Source organism: Xanthomonas cannabis pv. cannabis, from assembly GCF_000802365.1.
In the GTDB taxonomy this organism is placed as follows: Bacteria; Pseudomonadota; Gammaproteobacteria; order Xanthomonadales; family Xanthomonadaceae; genus Xanthomonas; species Xanthomonas cannabis.
On record NZ_JSZE01000002.1, the window covers coordinates 40,614 to 59,268 of the forward strand.

Consider the following 18,655-nt stretch of genomic DNA (forward strand, 5'->3'; position numbering starts at 1 on the left):
GTAGACGCTGTTCTGCGCCGGCCACCGCGGGTCAGTCCGTGCTGCCTGCGGTGGCGGGTTCTGCACGGGCGGGACGGGCCGGCCGGCGATAGACGAAGTCCGGCGCTGGCGCGGCCGCTTCGCGTTCGGCGGTGGCACGCACCTGCGCGTGGGTGGGCGAGCGTTCGCACACCGGGTCCAGCGTGGCGGCATCGCCGCTGAGCGCCAGCGCCTGGCAACGGCAGCCGCCCCAGTCGATCTCGCGCTTGGGACAGCCCTGGCAGACCTCGGGCATCCACGCGGTGCCACGGAAGCGCACGAACGCCTCGCCGTTGTTCCAGATATCGGCCAGCGAGCGCTCGCGCAGATTGTCGAAGCGCATGCCGTCGATGGTCTCGGCGGCATGGCAGGGCAGCACGTCCCCGCGGGGGGAAATGTTGACGAAGCGCTGGCCCCAGCCGCCCATGCAGGGTTTGGGCTGGCGCGCGTAGTAGTCGGGCGTGACGAAGTCGATCGCCAGGCGGTCGCCGAGTTCGCGGCGCGCGGTTTCCACTGCCTCGATGGTGGCCATCAGCTGCTCGCGGCTGGGCATCAGCGCCGCACGATTGCGCAGGCCCCAGCCGTAGTACTGGGTATGGGCAACTTCGATACGCTCGGCCTGCCATTCCAACGCGAGCGCGATCATGCCGGGCACGCGCTCGGCGTTATGCCGGTGCAGCACCGCGTTGAGGGTCAGCGGCAGGCCACGCGCACGCACGGCGCTGGCGAACTCGCGCTTCTTTGCCAGGCTGTTGCGATAGCCGGCGATGCGGTCGGCGCCGGCCGGGTCGACGTCCTGCACGCTCAGTTGCACGTGCTCCAGCCCGGCGGCCTGCAGCTGGTCCAGCATCCGCTCGCCGCCCGCCACGCCGGAGGTGATCAGGTTGCTGTACAGCCCGAGCGCGCGCGCATGCGCCACCAGTTCGGGCAGGTCCTTGCGCAGCATCGGCTCGCCACCGGAAAAATGCGCCTGCAGTACGCCCATGTCGGCGGCCTGCTGCAGCAGCGAGCGCCAGCCGGCGGTGTCCATCTCCTCGCGCAGTGCGGCCAGTGCAATCGGGTTGGAGCAATACGGGCACGCCAGCGGGCAGCGATGGGTCAGCTCCAGCAGCACCGACAGCGGCGGCGGTGCGCTGTTCATGGCCGCAGCAGACGCTTCTGATGCAAGGTGGTCGTCAGCTCGATCACATCGGCTTCGATCTCGGTGGCGTCGGCGTCGAACTCGGCGGCCAGCTCCACTGCAATCTGCGCCAGCGACCGGACGCCATCGAAGCGCTGCGCCACCACCAGGGCGATCTCGTCCAGCTCGACAACGCGTTCAGGTGCGAGCAGCACCCATTGGTCGCGTGCGCGGTCATGCTGCAGACGTACGCCTGCGCGCAGGGCCGGCTGGCTGTCGCGCGTGATGCTGCTCACGCGGCGGCCCGGGTGGCGTCGCGCGCCGGCACGAAGGCGTCCGGCCACACGATGCCGGGCGCAACATAGGCCACGTGCAAGGCATCCAGTTGCGCCCAGAGGACCGAGCATTTGAAATGCAGCGCGTCCTTTACCAGTTGTTGTTTCTCGATGGTGTCGGCGTGCTGCTTGACGTAGTCCAGCGCGAAATCCGAATCGCGCGGCGCTTCGGTCAGGCGATGCTCGAAATAGGCCAGCGCCTCGGCTGAGACGAAGTCGTAATGCGTGAGCATGCCGGCCACGCGCTTGCCGATGATGTTGGGAGCGAACAATTCCGTCAGCGACGACGCGATGGCCTCGAGCAGGCTCTTTTCGCGCACGAAGTGCAGATATGCCTGCACCGCAAAGCGGGTGCCGGGCAGCAGTGCACGCCCCGATTCCACCAGCTGGCGGTCCAGGCCGAGGGCATCGGTCAGATGCAGCCAGCGGGCGATACCGCCATCGGCCGCGCTATTGCCGTCGTGATCGAGGATGCGCTGGCGCCAGATGCGCCGCAGCGCCGGGTCTTCCATGCGTGCCAGGATCGCAGCGTCCTTCAATGGAATGCAGCGTTGGTACTCGAAGCGGTTCAAGGCCCACGCCTGCACCTGGCCGCGATCGAGCTTGCCGTCGTGCAGCAGCGCGTGGAAGGGGTGCTGGTCGTGATACAGGCGTGCACCGATGGCACGCAGGTCTGCTTCCAGCTGGTCGGGGGTGAGCAGGGCGGTCACAGCGTGATCTCCAGGCCGTCGTGGGCGACATCCCAGCCGCTGGCACGCGCGCTGGCGTACTCCGGGGAGTGGATATCGAGCACGGGATTGGTGGTGTTGATATGGATGAAGATCTTGCGCGCCACGTTCAGCGTTTCGAACGCGGCGATAGTGCCCTCGGGTCCGTCGATGCTGAGATGGCCCATGCGCCGGCCGGTCTTCTGGCTGACGCCCAGCTGCACCATTTCATCGTCGCGCCACAGCGTGCCGTCGAAGAACACCAGCTCGGCGCCTTGCAGGCGGGCGCGCAGTGCATCGGTCATGACGGCGCAGCCGGGAATGTAGTGCGCCCGGTGCCGGCCATCGTCGATGGTGAGCCCGAGGGTTTCCTCGTTGGAGCCGGCGAGGTCGCCGCCACTGCGCGATTCCATGAACAATGGCACCTTGCCCGGCACCGAGAACGGTGTGAGCTGCAGGCCGAGCAGCGGTAAGGGTGTATCGAGCGCGAAGGGCGTGCGCGTGACGTAGTGCGGGTTGACTGCGTCGAAGATCGGGTTCTGTGCCAGCAGGTCGAGCACGCGGCTGCTGGCATGCAACGAGAAGGGTTGGCTCTCGCGCATCGACAGCAGCCCGGCGATGTGGTCGATTTCACCGCTGGTCAGCAGCACTGCCTCGATCGGCGAGTGACGCAGCCCCTGCTGTGGCCATAGCGCGGGCGTGGCAAGGATCTGCTGGCGGAAATCAGGAGAGGCGTTGATCAACACCCAGCGCTGGCCATCTGCGCTGACAGCGATGCTGGCCTGGGTACGACGTTGGGCACCGTCTGCTTGTTGCCACGCCCGCTGGCTGGCGGGTGTGTGGCAATTCCACTGCGGGTGCCCACCGCCGGCCGCCGATCCCAGAACAATGATGCGCATGGAGAACTGTTACCTAATCTGCCGGCAACTGCCGGACATGCATCAAGAAGGAAGGGCGGCAGGTGCGTGTGAAACGGGCCGGATCAAAACTCGCCGGAGACGTAGCAGTTGATTTCGGCGCCACAGTTGACTTCTCGAACGACAGGCTTCTTCCAGGTCTTCATCGGCTACCTCGCAGTTGGGTGAGTGACGTCGCCGCTGCGCACGGCAGCGACGACGTGCAGGGAGCATAGGCAGCCGGTTTGGGCGAGTTGTAAAGAGCACGTAAAAAGCGGCGGATGCGGCGCAGATGGACTGTGACGGCGCCTGCCGCATTGCGCCGAGCGGTTGCGAATCAAGACGTTGGCGCGTGAACCGACCATAAGCACGGCGGTCATGCGGCAGCGCACGGGCACCGAAATTTCGCGTTGTGGAGAGGGTGACGCGCACGTTACCGTAGTTGTCAGCCCCTTGTTATTGCCGCCACCGTGTCCACCGTTGTGACCAGTTCCTCATTCGAACGCCTGCAGGCAGTGCTGCAGCGCCCGGCTGTCGCCTCGATCGCACCCACCCTGCGGGACGCGCTTGCGCAGGCCTGGCAGGACATGCCGCCCGCGCCAACCGACAGCGTGCCGTGGTCGCTGCTCGGCGACACGCTGGATGCGCTGGCCTCGCTGGCGGCCGACGAGGCCACCCTGATTGCGGCGCTGCTGTTCGACCTGCCGGCGTTGCGCGGCACCGTTGCCGCCCTGCCGTGGCAACCGGCGGAGCGGCGCGTGGCGGTGGAGGGCCTGCTCGATGGCCTGGATGCGGCCGACCAGGTCTGGGCGCTGCATGCCGGGCGCGAGGCTGGGCGCAACAGCGAGGGCCTGCGCCGCTTGTTGCTGTCGATCATCCACGACCTGCGGGTGGTGCCGATCCTGCTGGCGCGGCAGTTGTCGCGCATGCGCGTGGCCGACCGGCTCAACGAGGAACAGCGCCGCGCGCTGGCCCAGCTCACCCGCGACATCCATGCCCCGCTGGCGAACCGTCTGGGCATCTGGCAGGTGAAGTGGGAACTGGAAGATCTGGCGTTCCGTCACCTGGAGCCGGAGACCTACCGCCGCATCGCCCGCGAAGTGGATGAAACCCGCGTTGCACGCGAGCGCTATATCGAAGCGGTCAAGCGCAGCCTGTCGAGCGCGTTGGCCGGGCAGGGGCTGCGTGCGGAGGTGAGCGGGCGGCCGAAGCACATCTACAGCATCTGGCGGAAGATGCAGAAAAAGCGGTTGTCCTTCGACCAGTTGTACGACGTGCGCGCAGTGCGGGTGATGGTGGACGACGTGGCGGCCTGCTACGCGGCCTTGGGCGCGGTGCATTCGCTGTGGGCGCCGGTGCCCAGCGAGTTCGACGATTACATCGCCCGTCCCAAGGCCAACGACTACCGCTCGCTGCACACCGCTGTGGTCGGCCCGGAAGGGCGCACCATCGAAATCCAGATCCGTACCTTCGAGATGCACGCCCAGGCCGAACTTGGCGTGGCCGCGCATTGGAAATACAAGGAAGGTGGCAAGGGCGCCGAAAAGGCCTTCGACCGCAAGATCCTGTGGATGCGCCAGTTGCTGGAGCAGGTGCAGGAAGGCGAGCACGGCGAGCTGGCCGGTGCGCTGGATGCCGAGTTGATCGAAGACCGCGTGTACGCGCTGACCCCCAAGGGCGAGGTGATCGATCTGCCACAGGGCGCCACGCCGCTGGACTTTGCGTATCACGTGCACACCATGGTGGGGCATCGCTGCCGTGGCGCGCGCGTCAACGACCGCATCGTGCCGCTGACTTATCGGCTGCGCAGCGGCGACCGCGTGGAGATCATGACCGCCAAGGAAGCCGACCCGCGTCGCGACTGGCTGCTGGCGTCCAACGGCTTTCTGGCCAGCGGGCGGTCGCGCGACAAGGTGCGTGCGTGGTTCCACAAGCTCGACCGCGCGCGCAACGTGCAGGCCGGCAAGGACCTGCTCGATCGCGAGCTCAAGCGGCTGGGCCTGCAGCATGCCGATCTGGGCGTGGCGGCACGCAAATTCCACGCCGAGAACATCGACGAGTTGTATATCCAGGTGGCGCTGGGCGATACCGGCCCGAACCAAGTCAGCCGCGCATTGCTGGAAGCCGAGCGCGCCGCGTCGCAACCGGCGGTGCCGGCGCCGCCACGCCCGACTGCGCGTCGCGATGGGTTGGGCAAGCCCAAATTCACCGTGCAGGGCGTGGGCAACCTGCTGGTGCAGCTGGCGCGCTGCTGCCAGCCGGTGGCCGGCGAGCCGATTGCCGGCTACCTCACCCGCGGGCGCGGCATCACCGTCCACCGCACCGATTGCGCGGCATTGGCGCGGCTGGCCGCCGCCCACCCGCAGCGCGTGTTGCCGGTGGAGTGGGGCAAGGCCGGCAGCGGCTACGAGGTGGATGTGCAGGTGCGTGCGGTGGACCGCCGTTGGCTGCTCAAGGACATCACCAACCTGATCGCGCAGGAAGACGCCCACGTGCTGGAGATCAACAGCGACAACGTGCGCGACACCGGCAGGGCGCAGTTGCGGCTGCGGCTCAAGGTCAGCGACTACGACCAGTTGTCGGCCCTGCTCGGCAAGCTGGACGCCTTGCCCGGCGTCAACGAGGTCCGACGCCTGGGCTGAGGCTGGGTAAAGGCGGTGGCGTTCGCTTGACGGGCGCCGCACAGACGAGCGGCGTCATCGTCAGAGCGCATGCCGTGGCATCCATCGATGGTCAGCAAGCGGACGATGGAGGCCATGCGGTGCAAGTCGCTGCGCCGCTATGCTGTCCGTGTCGCGACCGTTTATCCGTGGATCTGCAAAGCGCATCAGCCGATCAGCCATGTTTGCCTGACGATTCCCGATTCCCGATTCCCGATTCCCGATTCCCGAATCCCGAATCCCGAATCCCGAATCCCGAATCCCGAAACGCACATCGTCTTCGCAGCAGGCAGCTACCATAGTCGGGTGAACGCGTCCCCGTCAGGTCGCGCCAAGGATGGACGCCACCGCATGTTCCCGCTGCCGCGCTGGGCCAGGTCGCCCCGCCTCTGGGCGCCGTTGCGCAGCCGCGCGCTATGGCGCGTGGTGTTGGCGCTGTCCGCGTGCCTGCTCCTCAGCGTCATCGTGCTGCGCAAGCCGCTTGCCGACTGGCTGTGGCCGGATACGCGCATCCAGCAGCTGCTGCAACGCGGCGATGCGGCCTTGCTGCGCGGCCGGCTCAGCGCAGCCGACGGCACCGGGGCGCGCGAATTGTTCAACGCTGCGCTCGCGCTGGACAGCGATCGCACCGAGGCGCGGACCGGCCTGGCGCGTACCGGTGCCGCCGCCGTGGTGCAGGCGCGTGCGGCCATCGCGGCCGGCGATGCGCCCGGTGCGCAGCGCGCGCTGACACTGGCAGGTGCGCTGGAGGTGCCGCAGGCGCAGACCGCCCCGGTCGCGCTGCGCCTGCGCGACCTGCAGGCGCGCCGTGCCGGGCTCGATGCCTTGCTCGCACAGGCGGTGATCGCCCAGCAACAGGGGCGCCTGGATGGAACCCCCGACAGCGCGCTGCCGCTTTACCAGCGCATCCTGACCCTGGCCCCGGACCGCACCGACGCGCTGGAAGGACGCGAAGATGCCCTGACCGATCTGCTGGCGCAGGCGCGCCATGCGCTGGTACGCGGCGCACTTGCCGATGCCGCCGCCCTGCTGGCCGCTGCCAAGCGCTACGACGCCGGGCATGCCGACCTGCCGCTGACCGAGGGGCACTATCACCGTCTGCTCGAGCAGCGCCGTCAACGTGCTCAGACCTTGCTGCGCCGCGGCCGGTTGGCCCCGGCAGCGCGCGATTTTGCCGCGGTGCTGGCCGCCGAGCCGGCAGATGCCGGGGCGCAGCGCGGGCTCGAACGGGTGGCCGGCGAATACGCTGCGCAGGCGGGTCGCCAGGCTGCGGATTTCCATTTCGATGAGGCCTTGCAGTCGCTGCAACAGGCGCAGGCCCTGTTGCCGGGCGCTGCATCGATCGCGCAGGCCGAGCAGGCGATCGCGCGTGCGCGCGATGCGCAACGCGACCCGCAGACCGGTCTGTCGCGCGCAGTGCGCGAGCGCCGCCTGCGCGTGTTGCTGCAACGCGTGGCCGACGCCGAAGCACGCCAGCAGTGGATGACGCCGCCCGGGGCCAGTGCATACGATGCCGTGCGCGCGGCACAGGCGCTTGCGCCGCGCGATCCACGCGTGGTGCAGGCGGCCGCGCGGGTGGTGCCTGCCAGCCAACGCTGCTTCGAAGACGAACTGCGCAACAACCGCCTGCGCGCGGCGCGCGGATGTCTGGATGCCTGGCAAGCGCTGACGCCCAACGGCGACGCGCTGGCCGGCGCACGTCGGCGCCTGGCGCAACGCTGGGTTGCGGTCGGCAGCGAGCGGCTGGGGCAGGAGGATGCAGCGTTCGCCCGACGTGCCCAGGACCAGGCGCATCAGCTGGATCCAGGCTTGCCGGAGCTGGCCGAGTTCACGCGACGGGTGCGGGCGGTGGCCGAGCAGCGCTGAGGCATGCGTCGGCGGGGAGTGAGTGATGTCGGTCGCAGAGCCCCGGCCGGCCAGGTGACACGTGCGATACCGGCCGGTCAAGGCGCGATAAACAACGCGCGCACCGTGTCGCGTGCGGCCTCCAGCGAGAAATGCCGGGCCACGTTGCGCAAGCCGTTGTCCGCCAGGCGTTGCCATAACGCCGCATCCTGATACAGCCGTACGATGGCGCTGGCGAACGCGTCGGCGTCGTCGGCCACGCAGACATCTTCGCCGTCGCGCAGGTGCATGCCTTCCACTGCACAGGTGGTGCCGACCACCGGTTGGCCGTGCGCCATGCTCAGGTTGATCTTGCCCTTGACGCCGGCGCCAAAGCGCAGCGGTGCCACCGACAGGCGCGCGCTGTCCATGAACGGCACCAGGTCCGGCACATGCCCGTGCAACTGCACGCCCGGGCATTCGTCGGCCAGCAGCTTGAGCGCTTCGGGCAGGTCGGCGCCGATGCAATGAAAGACCACGTCGGGCAGTTGCGCGCGGACCTGCGGGAAGATGGCGCTGATGAACCACTGCACCGCGTCCACGTTCGGCGCGTGACGGAACCCTCCGACGAACACCAGGTCGCGGCGTTGTTCGAAACGGTGGCCGCTGCCGGCGACATCATGCAGGTTGGAGAGCAGGGCGGTGCGGATCTGCGGTGCGTCCGCGCGCAGCTGCGCCTGTTCGGCGGCCGACACCAGCAGGGTGACATCGGTGGCAGCCATGATCTCCAGTTCGCGCACCCGGGTGCGCTCTGCGCTGCGCAGCAGGTTGGCATCGCCGGCAAGCTCGGCACCGCGGCGTTCGCGCAGGTAATGCAGGTCGACGGTATCGAACAGGGTGCGTGCCTGGGGCGCGTATTGCCTGAGCAACGGCAGGCAGGCATGCGCCACGTGATGACGCACCAGCAGCACCACCTCAAAGCGCGACCCATGCGTGCGCAACCAGCTGCCGATGCCCTCCAGGAACGGCGCGTACCAGACCTCCACGCCCAGCTGCTGCAGCGCCTGGGTGTGGCATCCGGCATGTTCGCGGCGGGTCGGCACGAACACCACGTGCGCGCCTTCTTCGCAGAGCAGACGGATCAGGTTGAATTGCCGCAACGAGCCGGAGTCGCGGTCCGGCTGCGGCACGCATTCGTCCAGGATCAGTACCTGGCGCTGCCCGCGATGCAGCTGCGCGGGGCCGGGCACGCGGCCGACCGGCAACTGCCGGATCAGCGCCTGCCGCCATTTGTCCGCAAAGACCGCCTGATTGCGGACCTGGTAGGCCTTGACCCCGGTACGGGTGTCGGTGCCGTTGCTGGTGCCTTCGTCATGCACCACCACGCTGGCCGGTTGCACCAGCACCTGATGCCCGGCGGCGCGTACGGCGAAAGCCAGGTCGGTGTCTTCGTAGTAGGCCGGCATGTAGCGGCGATCCAGCCCGCCCAGTGTCTGCAACAGCGCCCGTGGCAGGGCAATCGCCGCACCCGAGCAGTAGTCCATCGCGCGCACATAGGCGTAGCGCGGGTCCTCGGCCGATTCGAAGCGGCCGTAGCTCCAGGCGCTGCCATCGGCGAACACCACGCCACCGGATTCCTGCAGACGTCCGTCCGGGTAAACGAGCTGCGCGCCGACCAGCCCGGCAGCCGGGTGCTGGTCAAACGTGGCGATCAGCCGGTCCAGCCAGCCGGGCTGCGGGATGGTGTCGTTGTTGAGCAACACCACGTAATCGCCGCGCGCAAGTTCAATGCCATCATTGCAGGCTGCGATGAAACCGCCGTTGCTGGCGCGCAGGTGATAGTGCAGGCCCTCGACCTGCGGCAGCTGCACCGCGGTGGCATCGCTGCTGCCATCGTCCACCACGATGATCTCGATGGCGAGCCGTGGCGGATGCGCGGCGAGCGCGCGCAGGCAGGCCAGCGTATGGGCGATGTGGTTGTACACCGGAATCACCACCGTCACCCGTGGCGCGGCGCTGTGCGGTACCGCGAATACGTCGAACGGCGTGGCGTCCGGCAACCAGAGCGGGGTGCCGAGCGCGACCGGCGGCGCCTGCGTGTGCACGCGAATGCGTTGCCAGGTGGCGCGCCACCCGCGGGTGCGCATGCTCGCCACGCTGCGGTGGATCAGGCCAAGCACGCGATTGAACAGGTAGCGCGCATCGGCCAGGGACATCGACATTCCGTTGGAACTCCAGCGTAGAGACGAGTGACACAGGGCGAGCCGTCGCCGGATGGGGCAAGGCGGGCCTGAGCGCGCAGTGTACCGAGCGGGCCATGCCGCGCCGAGCATCGCCGGACCACAGCGCGAGGCGTGTCGGCGTTTGTTAGCCGCGCTTAAGTCGCCAGGCCCGGTGAACCGCAACCATGACACCGCTGCGCTAGACTCGCCGGACTCTACATTCTCGCATTCCCGTGCCCCGACGCTACGACCACGACGATTCCGACGATTTCCAGGACGACACCGACGAGCAAGGCTCCCGCTGGCAGCGCAGACTGATTGTCTGGGGATTTGCCGGCATTGCGCTGGCGCTCGGTTTCCTGATCCCCTACACGGTGTATCTGAACAAGCAGGTCAGCCAACGGTTCGGCGAACTGCGCTGGCAGATCCCGACCCGCGTTTACGGGCGGCCGTTGGTATTGGCGCCCGGCAATGCGCTGGATGCGGCCACCTTGAAGACCGAGCTGGATGCGGCGTCCTACCGCGACGACGGCCAGGCCAAGCTGGCCGGCACCTACCAGCAGGACGGCAGCCGCTTCACCATCGCCAGCCGCGGCTATATCGACGTGGACGGACGTGTGCCCGCGCGGCGTGTCGAGGTGGCGCTGTCCGGTGGCCGCGTGGCCAGCCTGCGCGATGCCGGCGACCGCAAGGCGCTCAAGAGCGCACGTCTGGACCCGGCACGCATCGCCACGCTGTACGGACAGAAGCAGGAAGAGCGCCGCCTGGTGCGCATGGAGGAAGTCCCGGAGCTGCTGGTGACCGGCTTGCAGGCGGTGGAAGACCGCGACTTCAACAGCCATCACGGCATCGATCTCAGCGGCATGGTGCGTGCGGCCTGGATCATGCTGCGCTCCGGCGGCCAGGTGCGGCAGGGCGCCAGCACCCTGACCCAGCAGCTGGCCCGCAGCGGCCTGCTCGGCATCGGCAAGGAGCAGACGCTCACCCGCAAGTTCAACGAGATCCTGTACGCGGTGATCATGGAGGCGCGCTACGACAAGCGCACCATCCTGGAGGCCTATCTCAATCAGGTCTACCTGGGTCAGCGTGGCGGGCAGGCCATCCACGGGGTGTCGTCGGGCGCGGAGCTGTGGTTCGGTCGTGAGTTGAATTCGATGACCACCGAGCAGATCGCCCTGCTGATCGGGCTGGTCAAGGGGCCGTCGTATTACGACCCGCGCCGCAACCCGGAACGCGCGCTGGACCGGCGTAATTTCGTACTGGGCAAGCTGCACGAAAACAGCCTGATCAACGATGCCGAATACAAGCGCGCGCTGGCCGCACCGTTGGGCGTGCCGCAGGAGCCGGGCCTGGTCGCAGCCAACCGCTTCCCGGCCTATGTGGATCTGGTGCGCCGCCAGCTGGCGCACGACTACCCGGAAGGCGTGCTGCAGGGCGCCGGCATGAGCGTGCTCACCGGTATGTCGCCGTCTGCGCAGGCGTATGCCGAAGGCGCGGTGACCGGCACCATCAAGCGCCTGGACAACAAGAAGCGCCCGCCCTTGCAGGCCGGCCTGGTGCTGACCGATGTGCACAACGGTGACGTGCTGGCGGTGGTCGGCAGCCGCGACGTGGCCAAGCCCGGGTTCAATCGCGCGGTGGAAGCGCAGCGCCAAGTCGGCTCGCTGCTCAAGCCGTTCGTCTACCTGCTGGCCCTGGCCTCGCCGGATCGCTGGGCGCTATCCAGCTGGGTCGACGACTCGCCGGTGACCGTGCAGCTCAGCCGCGGCAAGACCTGGTCGCCGGGCAATTCCGACAACCGCAGCCACGGCACGGTACGGCTGATCGATGCGCTGGCGCATTCCTACAACCAGGCCACGGTGCGGGTGGGCATGCAGGTCGGTGCCGACCGCATCGCCCAGCTGATCCAGGTACTGGCCGGGATCAAGGCCGACCCCAATCCTTCGCTGATCCTGGGCGCTACCGACCAGAGCCCGTACGGCATGGCGCAGCTGTACCAGTTCCTGGCCGCCGGCGGCGAGATCCAGCCGCTGCATGCGGTGCGTGGCGTGCTCGACCCGCAGGGCAAGTTGCTCAAGCGCTACGACAAGACCCCGGCACCGGCACAGGAAGGCGACTCGGTGGCGGCCAACCTGATCAGCATCGCGCTGCAGCAGGTGGTCAGCGGCGGCACCGCGCGTCAGTTGCTGAGCGACGGGCTGGGGCGGCTGTCGCCGGCCGGCAAGACCGGTACCTCCAACGATGGTCGCGACAGCTGGTATGCCGGCTACACCGGCGATCACCTGGCGGTGATCTGGATGGGCAACGACCAGAACGAGCAGACCGGCCTGTACGGCGCTACCGGTGCGATGCGGGTGTGGTCGAGCATCTTCGCGCGCCTGCCCAGCGCGCCGCTCAAGGTCAGCGGCAAGGGGCTGGACTGGCAGCCGGTCGATGCCGCCGGGACCGGTGTGACCGACGCCGGTTGCCCCGGCGCGCGGCAGTTCCCGTTCGTGGTTGGCTTCACGCCCGCGTATGCTCCCTGCGCCGGCAGTGCGCCGTCGATCGAGGGCGTTCCCGGCGAGGCCACAGCGCCCGCCGAGCAATCCAGCGGTGGCGGCTGGCGCCGCTTCTTCGGTCTGGAGAAGAAGCCCGAAGGACCCGCCCCCGCACCTGCCACGGCCCCACCCGCGCATTGACTGGAGTGACCCCATGACCCGAATCCACCGCTTGCTTGCCCTGGTTGGCGTGTTGACCGCAGTCACCGCCTGCGTCAGCGCGCCGCCGCCGCCGCCGCCGGCCCCGGTGGACCCGACCACCCCGACCCAGCGGTTGTTGCTGATCGAACGCGAGGCCGGTGTGGACGACACCGAACTGTCGGTGCAGCCGCTGCGCGACCCGCAGGTGGACGATCTGCGCGAGACCGCCAAGAGCAAGCGCCAGGCCGGCGATCTGCCCGGCGCGGCAGCCGCGCTGGATCAGGCGCTGGGACTGGTGTCCGGCGACCCGGCGATCCTGCAGGAGCGCGCGGAAGTATCCGTGCTGCAAGCCGACTGGCCTGCCGCCGAACGCTTCGCCAAGCAGGCGATCGCGCTTGGCTCCAAGACCGGCCCGCTGTGCCGTCGCCATTGGGCGACCATCGAGCAGTCGCGGCTGGCACGGGGCGAAAAGGAAAATGCAGCCTCTGCCAAGGCGCAGATCGCCGGCTGCACCGTGCCGGGCGTCAAGCGGTACTGAGTGCGCACGGCAGCAGTCGTGCTGCCAGCAGCGCGAGCGGCCCGGTCGGCTGCCTCCTGCGGGTGGGCTGTGTCGCTTCGTGGGCCAGCCCGCGCAGCACAACGCAAGACGAGCGCCCTCGGCCACCTTGGTCCTGGTCTGATGTGCCTGGATGGGGCGCGGCATCTGTAGCAACGAAGGTGCAACAGCCTGTCGGACCACGCGGATGACGCAAGCGCCATCGCGTGGTCCGGCATCGAAAGGCGCCTGAACTTTGTCGGCAATCATCGACAGCTGTCGCTGGCATGGCGCAATCACGAAATCGATGCGCCCCGCGTCCACCGTAGTGTCCTCGCTGCAATGACGTGTTTGCCGGCTGCTGCAAGCCGGACCCAGGCAGCATCACTGCGCACGCGCTAGGCTGTCGTGCTTCCTGTCCGCTCTTCGTTCGGTCCCATGTCCCAACTTGTCACTGCCAGCATCGAGGCGCTCAGCGAGGGCGGGGCGCTGGCGCGTCAGCTCGATGCGTTTGCGCCGCGCACGGCGCAGTTACGCCTGACCGGCGCCATTGCCGAGGCCTTCGAACAGCGCGATGTATTGCTGGCCGAGGCCGGCACCGGCACCGGCAAGACGTACGCGTATCTGGTGCCTGCGCTGTTGTCCGGGCTCAAGACCATCGTCTCCACCGGTACGCGTGCGCTGCAGGATCAGCTGTTCCATCGCGATCTGCCGCGTGTGCGTGCCGCACTGGGTGTCGGGCTGCGCAGCGCGTTGTTGAAGGGGCGTGCCAATTATCTGTGCAAGTACCGCACCCAGCAGGCGCGTGGCGAGCCGCGCTTTGCCACGCCCGAGCAGGTGTCGCAGTTCCAGCGCATCGTGGCCTGGAGCGGGCGCACCCAGTACGGCGACATGGCCGAGCTCGAAGCCTTGCCGGACGACTCGCCGCTGCTGCCGATGGTGACCTCCACCGTCGATAACTGCCTGGGCACCGAATGCCCGTTCTACGGCGAGTGCTTCGTGGTGCAGGCCCGTCAGCGCGCGCAGGCGGCCGATCTGGTGGTGGTCAACCACCATCTGCTGCTGGCCGATCTGGCGCTCAAGCAGGAAGGTTTCGGCGAAATCCTGCCGGGCGCACAAGCCTTCGTCATCGACGAGGCGCACCAACTGCCCGAGCTGGCGGCCAATTTCTTCGGCGAAAGTTTCGGCATGCGGCCGTGGCAGGAACTGGCGCGCGATTGCATGGTGGAAGCGCGGTTGGTGGCCGGCGCGCAGGCCAGCCTGCAGGCACCGATCCTGGCGCTGGACGAGGCCTTGCGCGGACTACGTGCCGGCATGGAGGGGCTGCCGCCACGTGGCACGCAATGGCGCGCGCTGGCCAAGCCGCAGGTGCGCGAAGGCTTCGATGCAGTGCTGTCCGCCCTGGCGCGGTTGGGCGAGGCGCTGCTGCCGTTGCGCCAGGCGTCGCCGGGTTTCGATGGCTGCACGGCGCGTGCGCAGGAGGCCTTGAACCGGTTGTCGCGCTGGCTGGGCGAGGATGTGCCGATCCCCGATTTTGCGCAGGATCCGCCGGAAGCGACGGTCGACGACGATGTGCTCTGGTACGAACTGAGTCCGCGCGGATTCCGTTGCCAGCGCACACCGCTGGATGTCTCCGGCCCGCTGCGCGAACACCGTGAAAAATCGCACGCGGCCTGGGTGTTCACCTCGGCCACGCTGGCGGTGGGCGGGGAGTTTGACCATATCGCGCAGCGGCTGGGCCTGAGCGACCCGGTGACCCTGCTGCAGCCCAGTCCCTTCGACTGGGCGCGCCAGGCGCTGTGCTATCTGCCGCCGAATCTGCCCGACCCGGCCGCGCGTGGCTTTGGCACTGCCTTGATCGCGGCACTGACGCCGGTGCTGGAAGCATCCAACGGCCGTGCGTTCTTGTTGTTCGCCTCGCATCGCGCGCTGCGCGAAGCGGCCGAGGCCTTGCGTGGTGCGCCGTGGCCGTTGTTCGTGCAGGGCGAAGCGCCGCGCGCAACCTTGCTGCAGCGCTTCCGCGATTCCGGCAACGGCGTGCTGCTGGGCTCGGCCAGTTTCCGCGAGGGCGTGGACGTGGTCGGCGATGCCTTGAGCGTGGTGGTGATCGACAAGCTGCCGTTCGCCGCGCCCGACGATCCGGTATTCGAAGCGCGCCTGGATGCGATCCGCCGCGACGGCGGCAACCCGTTCCGCGACGAGCAACTGCCGCAGGCGGTGATCGCGCTCAAGCAGGGCGTGGGCCGCTTGATTCGCAGCGAAACCGACCGTGGCGTACTGGTGCTATGCGACCCGCGCCTGGTGAACAAGAGCTACGGACGCACCTTCATGAAATCGCTGCCGCCGTTTGCGCGCACGCGCGAGATTGCCGATGTGCAGGCGTTTTTTGAGCCGCAGGGGACGAGACCGGGAACCGGGGACCAGGAACCCGGATAAACGCAGGGCGAGCTGGTGGTGGCCGTCGGAAGTACGCAGGGGCGGCCGCGCATGCCGCATTGATGTGCAATGGCCGTCGCGGATGTCGCGTTGCCGGTCGGTCCGCCCAGTCGCTTGTGCATACCTACCCGCATGGATCGGTTGGCACGCGCGGACACGGTCCCGGCCCCTCGAATCGATCAGTTAAACTTTGCCCCTTTCCGGGTTCCCAGTCCCGGGTCCCCGGTTCCGGCTCTCCCATGAACATCCTCGCATTCGAAACGTCCACCGAAGCCTGCTCCGTTGCGCTGCACGTGGATGGCCGCGTGATCGAGCGTTTCGAACTGGCGCCACGCCGCCATGCCGAACTGGCACTGCCGTGGGCCGAGCAGCTGTTGGCCGAGGCAGGTATCGCGCGCCGCCAGCTCGATGCGATTGCGGTGGGCCGTGGCCCCGGTGCGTTCACCGGCGTGCGTCTGGCGATCGGCATCGCGCAAGGCATCGCCCTGGCGCTGGATCTGCCAGTGCTGGCCATCTCCACGCTGCAGGTGCTGGCCCTGCGCGCGCCGGCAGATGCACCCCATGTGCTGGCCTGCATCGACGCGCGCATGGGCGAGGTGTATGCCGGCGTGTTTGCGCGCAGCGGCGACACCTTGCTGGAACTGGCACCGGAAGTGGTGTGCGCACCGGACGCGCTCGCGCTGCCCGACAGCGCCGCGCGTATGGCCGGTGTCGGCACCGGTTTCGCCGCGGCCGACGCACTGCTGCAACAGCGTTTTGCGACCCGCCTGACCAGTGTCGATGCAACCGCGCTGCCACGTGCGGCCGATCTGCTCACGCTCGCGGTGCCGGCGTTGCAGCGCGGCGAAGGCGTGGCGCCGGAGCGGGTGGAGCCGGCTTACCTGCGCGACAACGTCGCACTCACCCTGGTCGAGCAACAGGCCGCCCGCGCTGCCAAGGCGGCCGGCGCGACGCCGTGAACGACGCTGCATAACGCACCCGTTTTCGCAGGTGCCTGCTCGGCCTGGCAGTCGGCGATGCGCTGGGCACCACGCTGGAATTCTGCCCGCCGGGTAGCTTCACGCCGATCGACGGCATGCGCGGCGGCGGCCCGTTCGCATTGCGCGCCGGGCAGCACCGTCACCCCATCCGCAGCGCGGCACCGTGCGCGCATCGATCAGGCGCGCACCGCCTCACCGGTCGTCGTGTAGCTCCCCACCGGGCAGGAACAGCCAGGTGCGGGTGACTTCCAGGATGTCCACGTCGTCCTTGGTCGTGGGAAGCGGCGGGAACGGCTGTGCCAGCTGCACCACGCGCAAGGCGGCATCGTCCAGCGCCGGCACGCCGCTGGAGATCAGCACGCGGCTGCTTTCCACGCTGCCGTCGCGGCGCACGCCCACGCTGATCACCACCTTGCCGCCCAGCCGGCGGCGCCGCGCCTCGTCGGGATAGTTCAGGTTGCCCACGCGCTCGGCACGGTCCACCCATGCACGCAGATAGTTGGCGTAGGCGTATTCGCGGGTACTGGCAGAGACGAACTTGCGGTTCGGGCGCTTGGCGTACTGCTCCGAGCGCAGGTGCACTTCGGCAGCCAGCCGGGCCATTTCCGCATCGCGCTGCACGCGTTGCGCATCGGCCGGGGTGAGCGGGTCGGTCTGTGGATTCGGTTGCGGGCTCGGCACCGTCTGTTCGCCGCGGCGGCTGCTCACCACCCGGGTCTGGGTCGGCTCCGGCGCGTTCACGCTGGTGGCGCGTTGCGCCTGAGGGGCCAGGCCAGTGCGGTCCTGCGGCACCACGCCGGGCTGGCTGTCGCGTGGGCGCTGCGCGGTGGCGTGGTCGCCGCCGCCCTGCTGGTTGGCCTGGGCCAGGAAGTCGGCCTGCTTGGGCGTCAGCGGCGTGCTGGTCTGGCTGAAGATCACATCCAGGGTCGGCACCAGCGGCGCGTCCTCGCTGACCGCAAAGCCCGCGCCCAAAATCAGCGCGCCGTGCAGCAGCAACGAGATCACCAGCGTGGTGGTCAGCCGCCGGCGTTCGTCCATGGAAGCAGGCAGGGCCGCCGCCGTGCTCATTGCGCGGCGCCGGCCTCGATGGCGTCGAACAGCAGCCCGGCGATGTTCAGGCCGAACTGCGCATCCAGCTCGCGCACGCAGGTGGGGCTAGTGACGTTGACCTCGGTGAGGTAATCGCCGATCACGTCCAGGCCGACGAAGCGCATGCCGCGGCGGCGCATTTCCGGGCCGACCTGCGCGGCGATCCAGCGGTCGCGCTCGGACAGCGGGCGGCCTTCGCCGCGTCCGCCGGCGGCCAGGTTGCCGCGGAACTCGTCGCCCTGCGGAATCCGTGCCAGGCAATAGTCCACCGGCACGCCGTCCACCAGCAGGATGCGCTTGTCGCCGGCAGTGATGTCGGGGATGAAGCGCTGCGCCAGGGTCAGCTTGCGGTTGCCGTCGGTCAGCGTTTCCAGGATCACGTTGAGGTTGGGGTCGCCGGTGCCACTGCGGAAGATCGAGCGCCCACCCATGCCGTCCAGCGGCTTGAGCACCGCCTGGCCGTGCTCCAGCACGAAGGCCTTGAGCGCGGCCGCGTCGCGGCTGACCAGGGTCGGCGGGCAGCACTGCGGAAACAGCAGCGCCGCCAGCTTCTCGTTGTAGTCGCGTAGGCCCTGCGGGTCGTTGACGATCTGCGCGCCGGCGCGCTGCGCCACGCTCAGCACCTGGGTGTCGTAGACGAACTCCGCATCCACCGGCGGGTCCTTGCGCATCAGCACCACCTGGCCGGGGCCGAATGCCAGCTCGGCGAACTCGCCCAGGGTGAACCAGCTGGTCGTGTCTTCGCGCACGCTCAGCGGCGCAACCTGCGCCACCGCGCGGCCTTCGCGCAGGCTGAGTCCGCCGGGGCGCACGTAATGCAGGCGATGCCCACGACGCTGGGCTTCCAGCAGCATGGCGAAGGTGGTGTCTTTTACGATCTTGATGGAGGCGATGGGATCCATCACCACAACGACGTCGAGCGACATGGGGCTAAACCTTTCGAACAGGCTGCCGATGGTAACTTCAAGCGGTGGGCGATGGCGTGCCTGGGCGGTCGCAGATGCGCGACTCGTCGGTTTGGACGCGCCCAGACGTGGTCGGAACGTCCGCCTGGCGGGGCCCCGGCAATGCGCCCTTGACAGTCGATGCGGGTCTTGGGATATACATGCAGTTTCGTAGCGACGTCGGAAGGGATGAAGCGTCGCGCGCCCGGGG

The 18,655-nt window shown here is 68.5% G+C and carries 14 protein-coding genes and 1 pseudogene; 7 read left to right on the forward strand and 8 right to left on the reverse strand.

What is annotated here, in order from left to right; translation table 11 throughout:
* Nucleotides 1-31: 31 nt before the first annotated feature.
* The 5 genes from pqqE to pqqA all read right to left on the reverse strand — a co-directional run bounded on the left by pqqE (nt 32) and on the right by pqqA (nt 3,243).
* The gene (gene pqqE, locus OZ10_RS00505; protein ID WP_039410989.1) at nt 32-1,159 is read right to left on the reverse strand and encodes a pyrroloquinoline quinone biosynthesis protein PqqE; all 1,128 of its coding nucleotides are present in this window, start codon (nt 1,157-1,159) and stop codon (nt 32-34) included.
* Nucleotides 1,156-1,434 carry a pyrroloquinoline quinone biosynthesis peptide chaperone PqqD gene (gene pqqD, locus OZ10_RS00510; RefSeq protein ID WP_039410990.1) on the reverse strand — a complete coding sequence of 93 codons (279 nt, stop codon included), beginning with the start codon at nt 1,432-1,434 and terminating at the stop codon, nt 1,156-1,158. The genes pqqE and pqqD overlap by 4 nt, the downstream gene beginning before the upstream one ends.
* Entirely contained in the window at nt 1,431-2,183 is a 753-nt protein-coding gene (gene pqqC / locus OZ10_RS00515; RefSeq protein ID WP_039410992.1) for a pyrroloquinoline-quinone synthase PqqC, read from the reverse strand. Before pqqC ends, pqqD begins: the two co-directional genes overlap by 4 nt.
* Nucleotides 2,180-3,079, reverse strand: coding sequence for a pyrroloquinoline quinone biosynthesis protein PqqB (gene pqqB / locus OZ10_RS00520; protein WP_039563642.1), 900 nt, complete (start codon nt 3,077-3,079; stop codon nt 2,180-2,182). Before pqqB ends, pqqC begins: the two co-directional genes overlap by 4 nt.
* A gap of 83 nt (nt 3,080-3,162) precedes the next feature.
* On the reverse strand, nt 3,163-3,243 hold the full coding sequence (gene pqqA, locus OZ10_RS20790; protein WP_002812057.1) for a pyrroloquinoline quinone precursor peptide PqqA: 81 nt from the start codon (nt 3,241-3,243) through the stop codon (nt 3,163-3,165).
* Nucleotides 3,244-3,558: 315 nt separating this feature from the next.
* On the opposite strand from pqqA, the gene OZ10_RS00525 reads away from it, so the two are divergent.
* Nucleotides 3,559-5,718: a RelA/SpoT family protein gene (locus OZ10_RS00525; protein WP_039563643.1), complete on the forward strand. Its 2,160-nt coding sequence runs from the start codon at nt 3,559-3,561 to the stop codon at nt 5,716-5,718.
* Nucleotides 5,719-6,087: 369 nt separating this feature from the next.
* Nucleotides 6,088-7,602: a hypothetical protein gene (locus OZ10_RS22590; RefSeq protein ID WP_039563644.1), complete on the forward strand. Its 1,515-nt coding sequence runs from the start codon at nt 6,088-6,090 to the stop codon at nt 7,600-7,602.
* A gap of 77 nt (nt 7,603-7,679) precedes the next feature.
* Here the strand turns inward: OZ10_RS22590 and OZ10_RS00535 are convergent, their stop codons facing one another.
* Nucleotides 7,680-9,782, reverse strand: coding sequence for a glycosyltransferase (locus OZ10_RS00535; RefSeq protein ID WP_039413861.1), 2,103 nt, complete (start codon nt 9,780-9,782; stop codon nt 7,680-7,682).
* 233 nt (nt 9,783-10,015) lie between these two features.
* Between OZ10_RS00535 and mrcB the strand changes: the two genes are divergently transcribed.
* From mrcB to OZ10_RS21930, 5 genes and pseudogenes are all read left to right on the forward strand, one after another.
* Nucleotides 10,016-12,460, forward strand: coding sequence for a penicillin-binding protein 1B (gene mrcB / locus OZ10_RS00540; protein WP_039563645.1), 2,445 nt, complete (start codon nt 10,016-10,018; stop codon nt 12,458-12,460).
* 13 nt (nt 12,461-12,473) lie between these two features.
* On the forward strand, nt 12,474-12,998 hold the full coding sequence (locus tag OZ10_RS00545; protein WP_039413866.1) for a tetratricopeptide repeat protein: 525 nt from the start codon (nt 12,474-12,476) through the stop codon (nt 12,996-12,998).
* Nucleotides 12,999-13,433: 435 nt separating this feature from the next.
* Nucleotides 13,434-15,431 carry a DNA repair helicase YoaA gene (yoaA, locus tag OZ10_RS00550; protein ID WP_039563647.1) on the forward strand — a complete coding sequence of 666 codons (1,998 nt, stop codon included), beginning with the start codon at nt 13,434-13,436 and terminating at the stop codon, nt 15,429-15,431.
* Between the two features lie 239 nt (nt 15,432-15,670).
* Entirely contained in the window at nt 15,671-16,390 is a 720-nt protein-coding gene (gene tsaB / locus OZ10_RS00555) for a tRNA (adenosine(37)-N6)-threonylcarbamoyltransferase complex dimerization subunit type 1 TsaB (RefSeq protein ID WP_039413872.1), read from the forward strand.
* Between the two features lie 35 nt (nt 16,391-16,425).
* Nucleotides 16,426-16,602: pseudogene (locus OZ10_RS21930) on the forward strand (ADP-ribosylglycohydrolase family protein); the annotation flags it as partial.
* 1 nt (nt 16,603) lies between these two features.
* Here OZ10_RS21930 and OZ10_RS00560 read toward each other — a convergent pair.
* Nucleotides 16,604-17,479 carry an energy transducer TonB family protein gene (locus tag OZ10_RS00560; protein ID WP_039413875.1) on the reverse strand — a complete coding sequence of 292 codons (876 nt, stop codon included), beginning with the start codon at nt 17,477-17,479 and terminating at the stop codon, nt 16,604-16,606.
* Nucleotides 17,476-18,426, reverse strand: coding sequence for a glutathione synthase (gshB, locus tag OZ10_RS00565; protein ID WP_039413878.1), 951 nt, complete (start codon nt 18,424-18,426; stop codon nt 17,476-17,478). The genes OZ10_RS00560 and gshB overlap by 4 nt, the downstream gene beginning before the upstream one ends.
* Nucleotides 18,427-18,655: the final 229 nt, after the last annotated feature.

What these genes read in the sequence shown, in the direction of transcription:
- pqqE (WP_039410989.1), bottom strand. Translation starts at nt 1,159, where the DNA reads ATGAACAGCGCACCGCCGCCGCTGTCGGTGCTGCTGGAGCTGACCCAT.
- pqqB (WP_039563642.1), bottom strand. Translation starts at nt 3,079, where the DNA reads ATGCGCATCATTGTTCTGGGATCGGCGGCCGGCGGTGGGCACCCGCAG.
- pqqA (WP_002812057.1), bottom strand. Translation starts at nt 3,243, where the DNA reads ATGAAGACCTGGAAGAAGCCTGTCGTTCGAGAAGTCAACTGTGGCGCC.
- OZ10_RS22590 (WP_039563644.1), top strand. Translation starts at nt 6,088, where the DNA reads ATGTTCCCGCTGCCGCGCTGGGCCAGGTCGCCCCGCCTCTGGGCGCCG.
- OZ10_RS00535 (WP_039413861.1), bottom strand. Translation starts at nt 9,782, where the DNA reads ATGTCGATGTCCCTGGCCGATGCGCGCTACCTGTTCAATCGCGTGCTT.
- OZ10_RS00545 (WP_039413866.1), top strand. Translation starts at nt 12,474, where the DNA reads ATGACCCGAATCCACCGCTTGCTTGCCCTGGTTGGCGTGTTGACCGCA.
- yoaA (WP_039563647.1), top strand. Translation starts at nt 13,434, where the DNA reads ATGTCCCAACTTGTCACTGCCAGCATCGAGGCGCTCAGCGAGGGCGGG.
- tsaB (WP_039413872.1), top strand. Translation starts at nt 15,671, where the DNA reads ATGAACATCCTCGCATTCGAAACGTCCACCGAAGCCTGCTCCGTTGCG.
- OZ10_RS00560 (WP_039413875.1), bottom strand. Translation starts at nt 17,479, where the DNA reads ATGAGCACGGCGGCGGCCCTGCCTGCTTCCATGGACGAACGCCGGCGG.
- gshB (WP_039413878.1), bottom strand. Translation starts at nt 18,426, where the DNA reads ATGTCGCTCGACGTCGTTGTGGTGATGGATCCCATCGCCTCCATCAAG.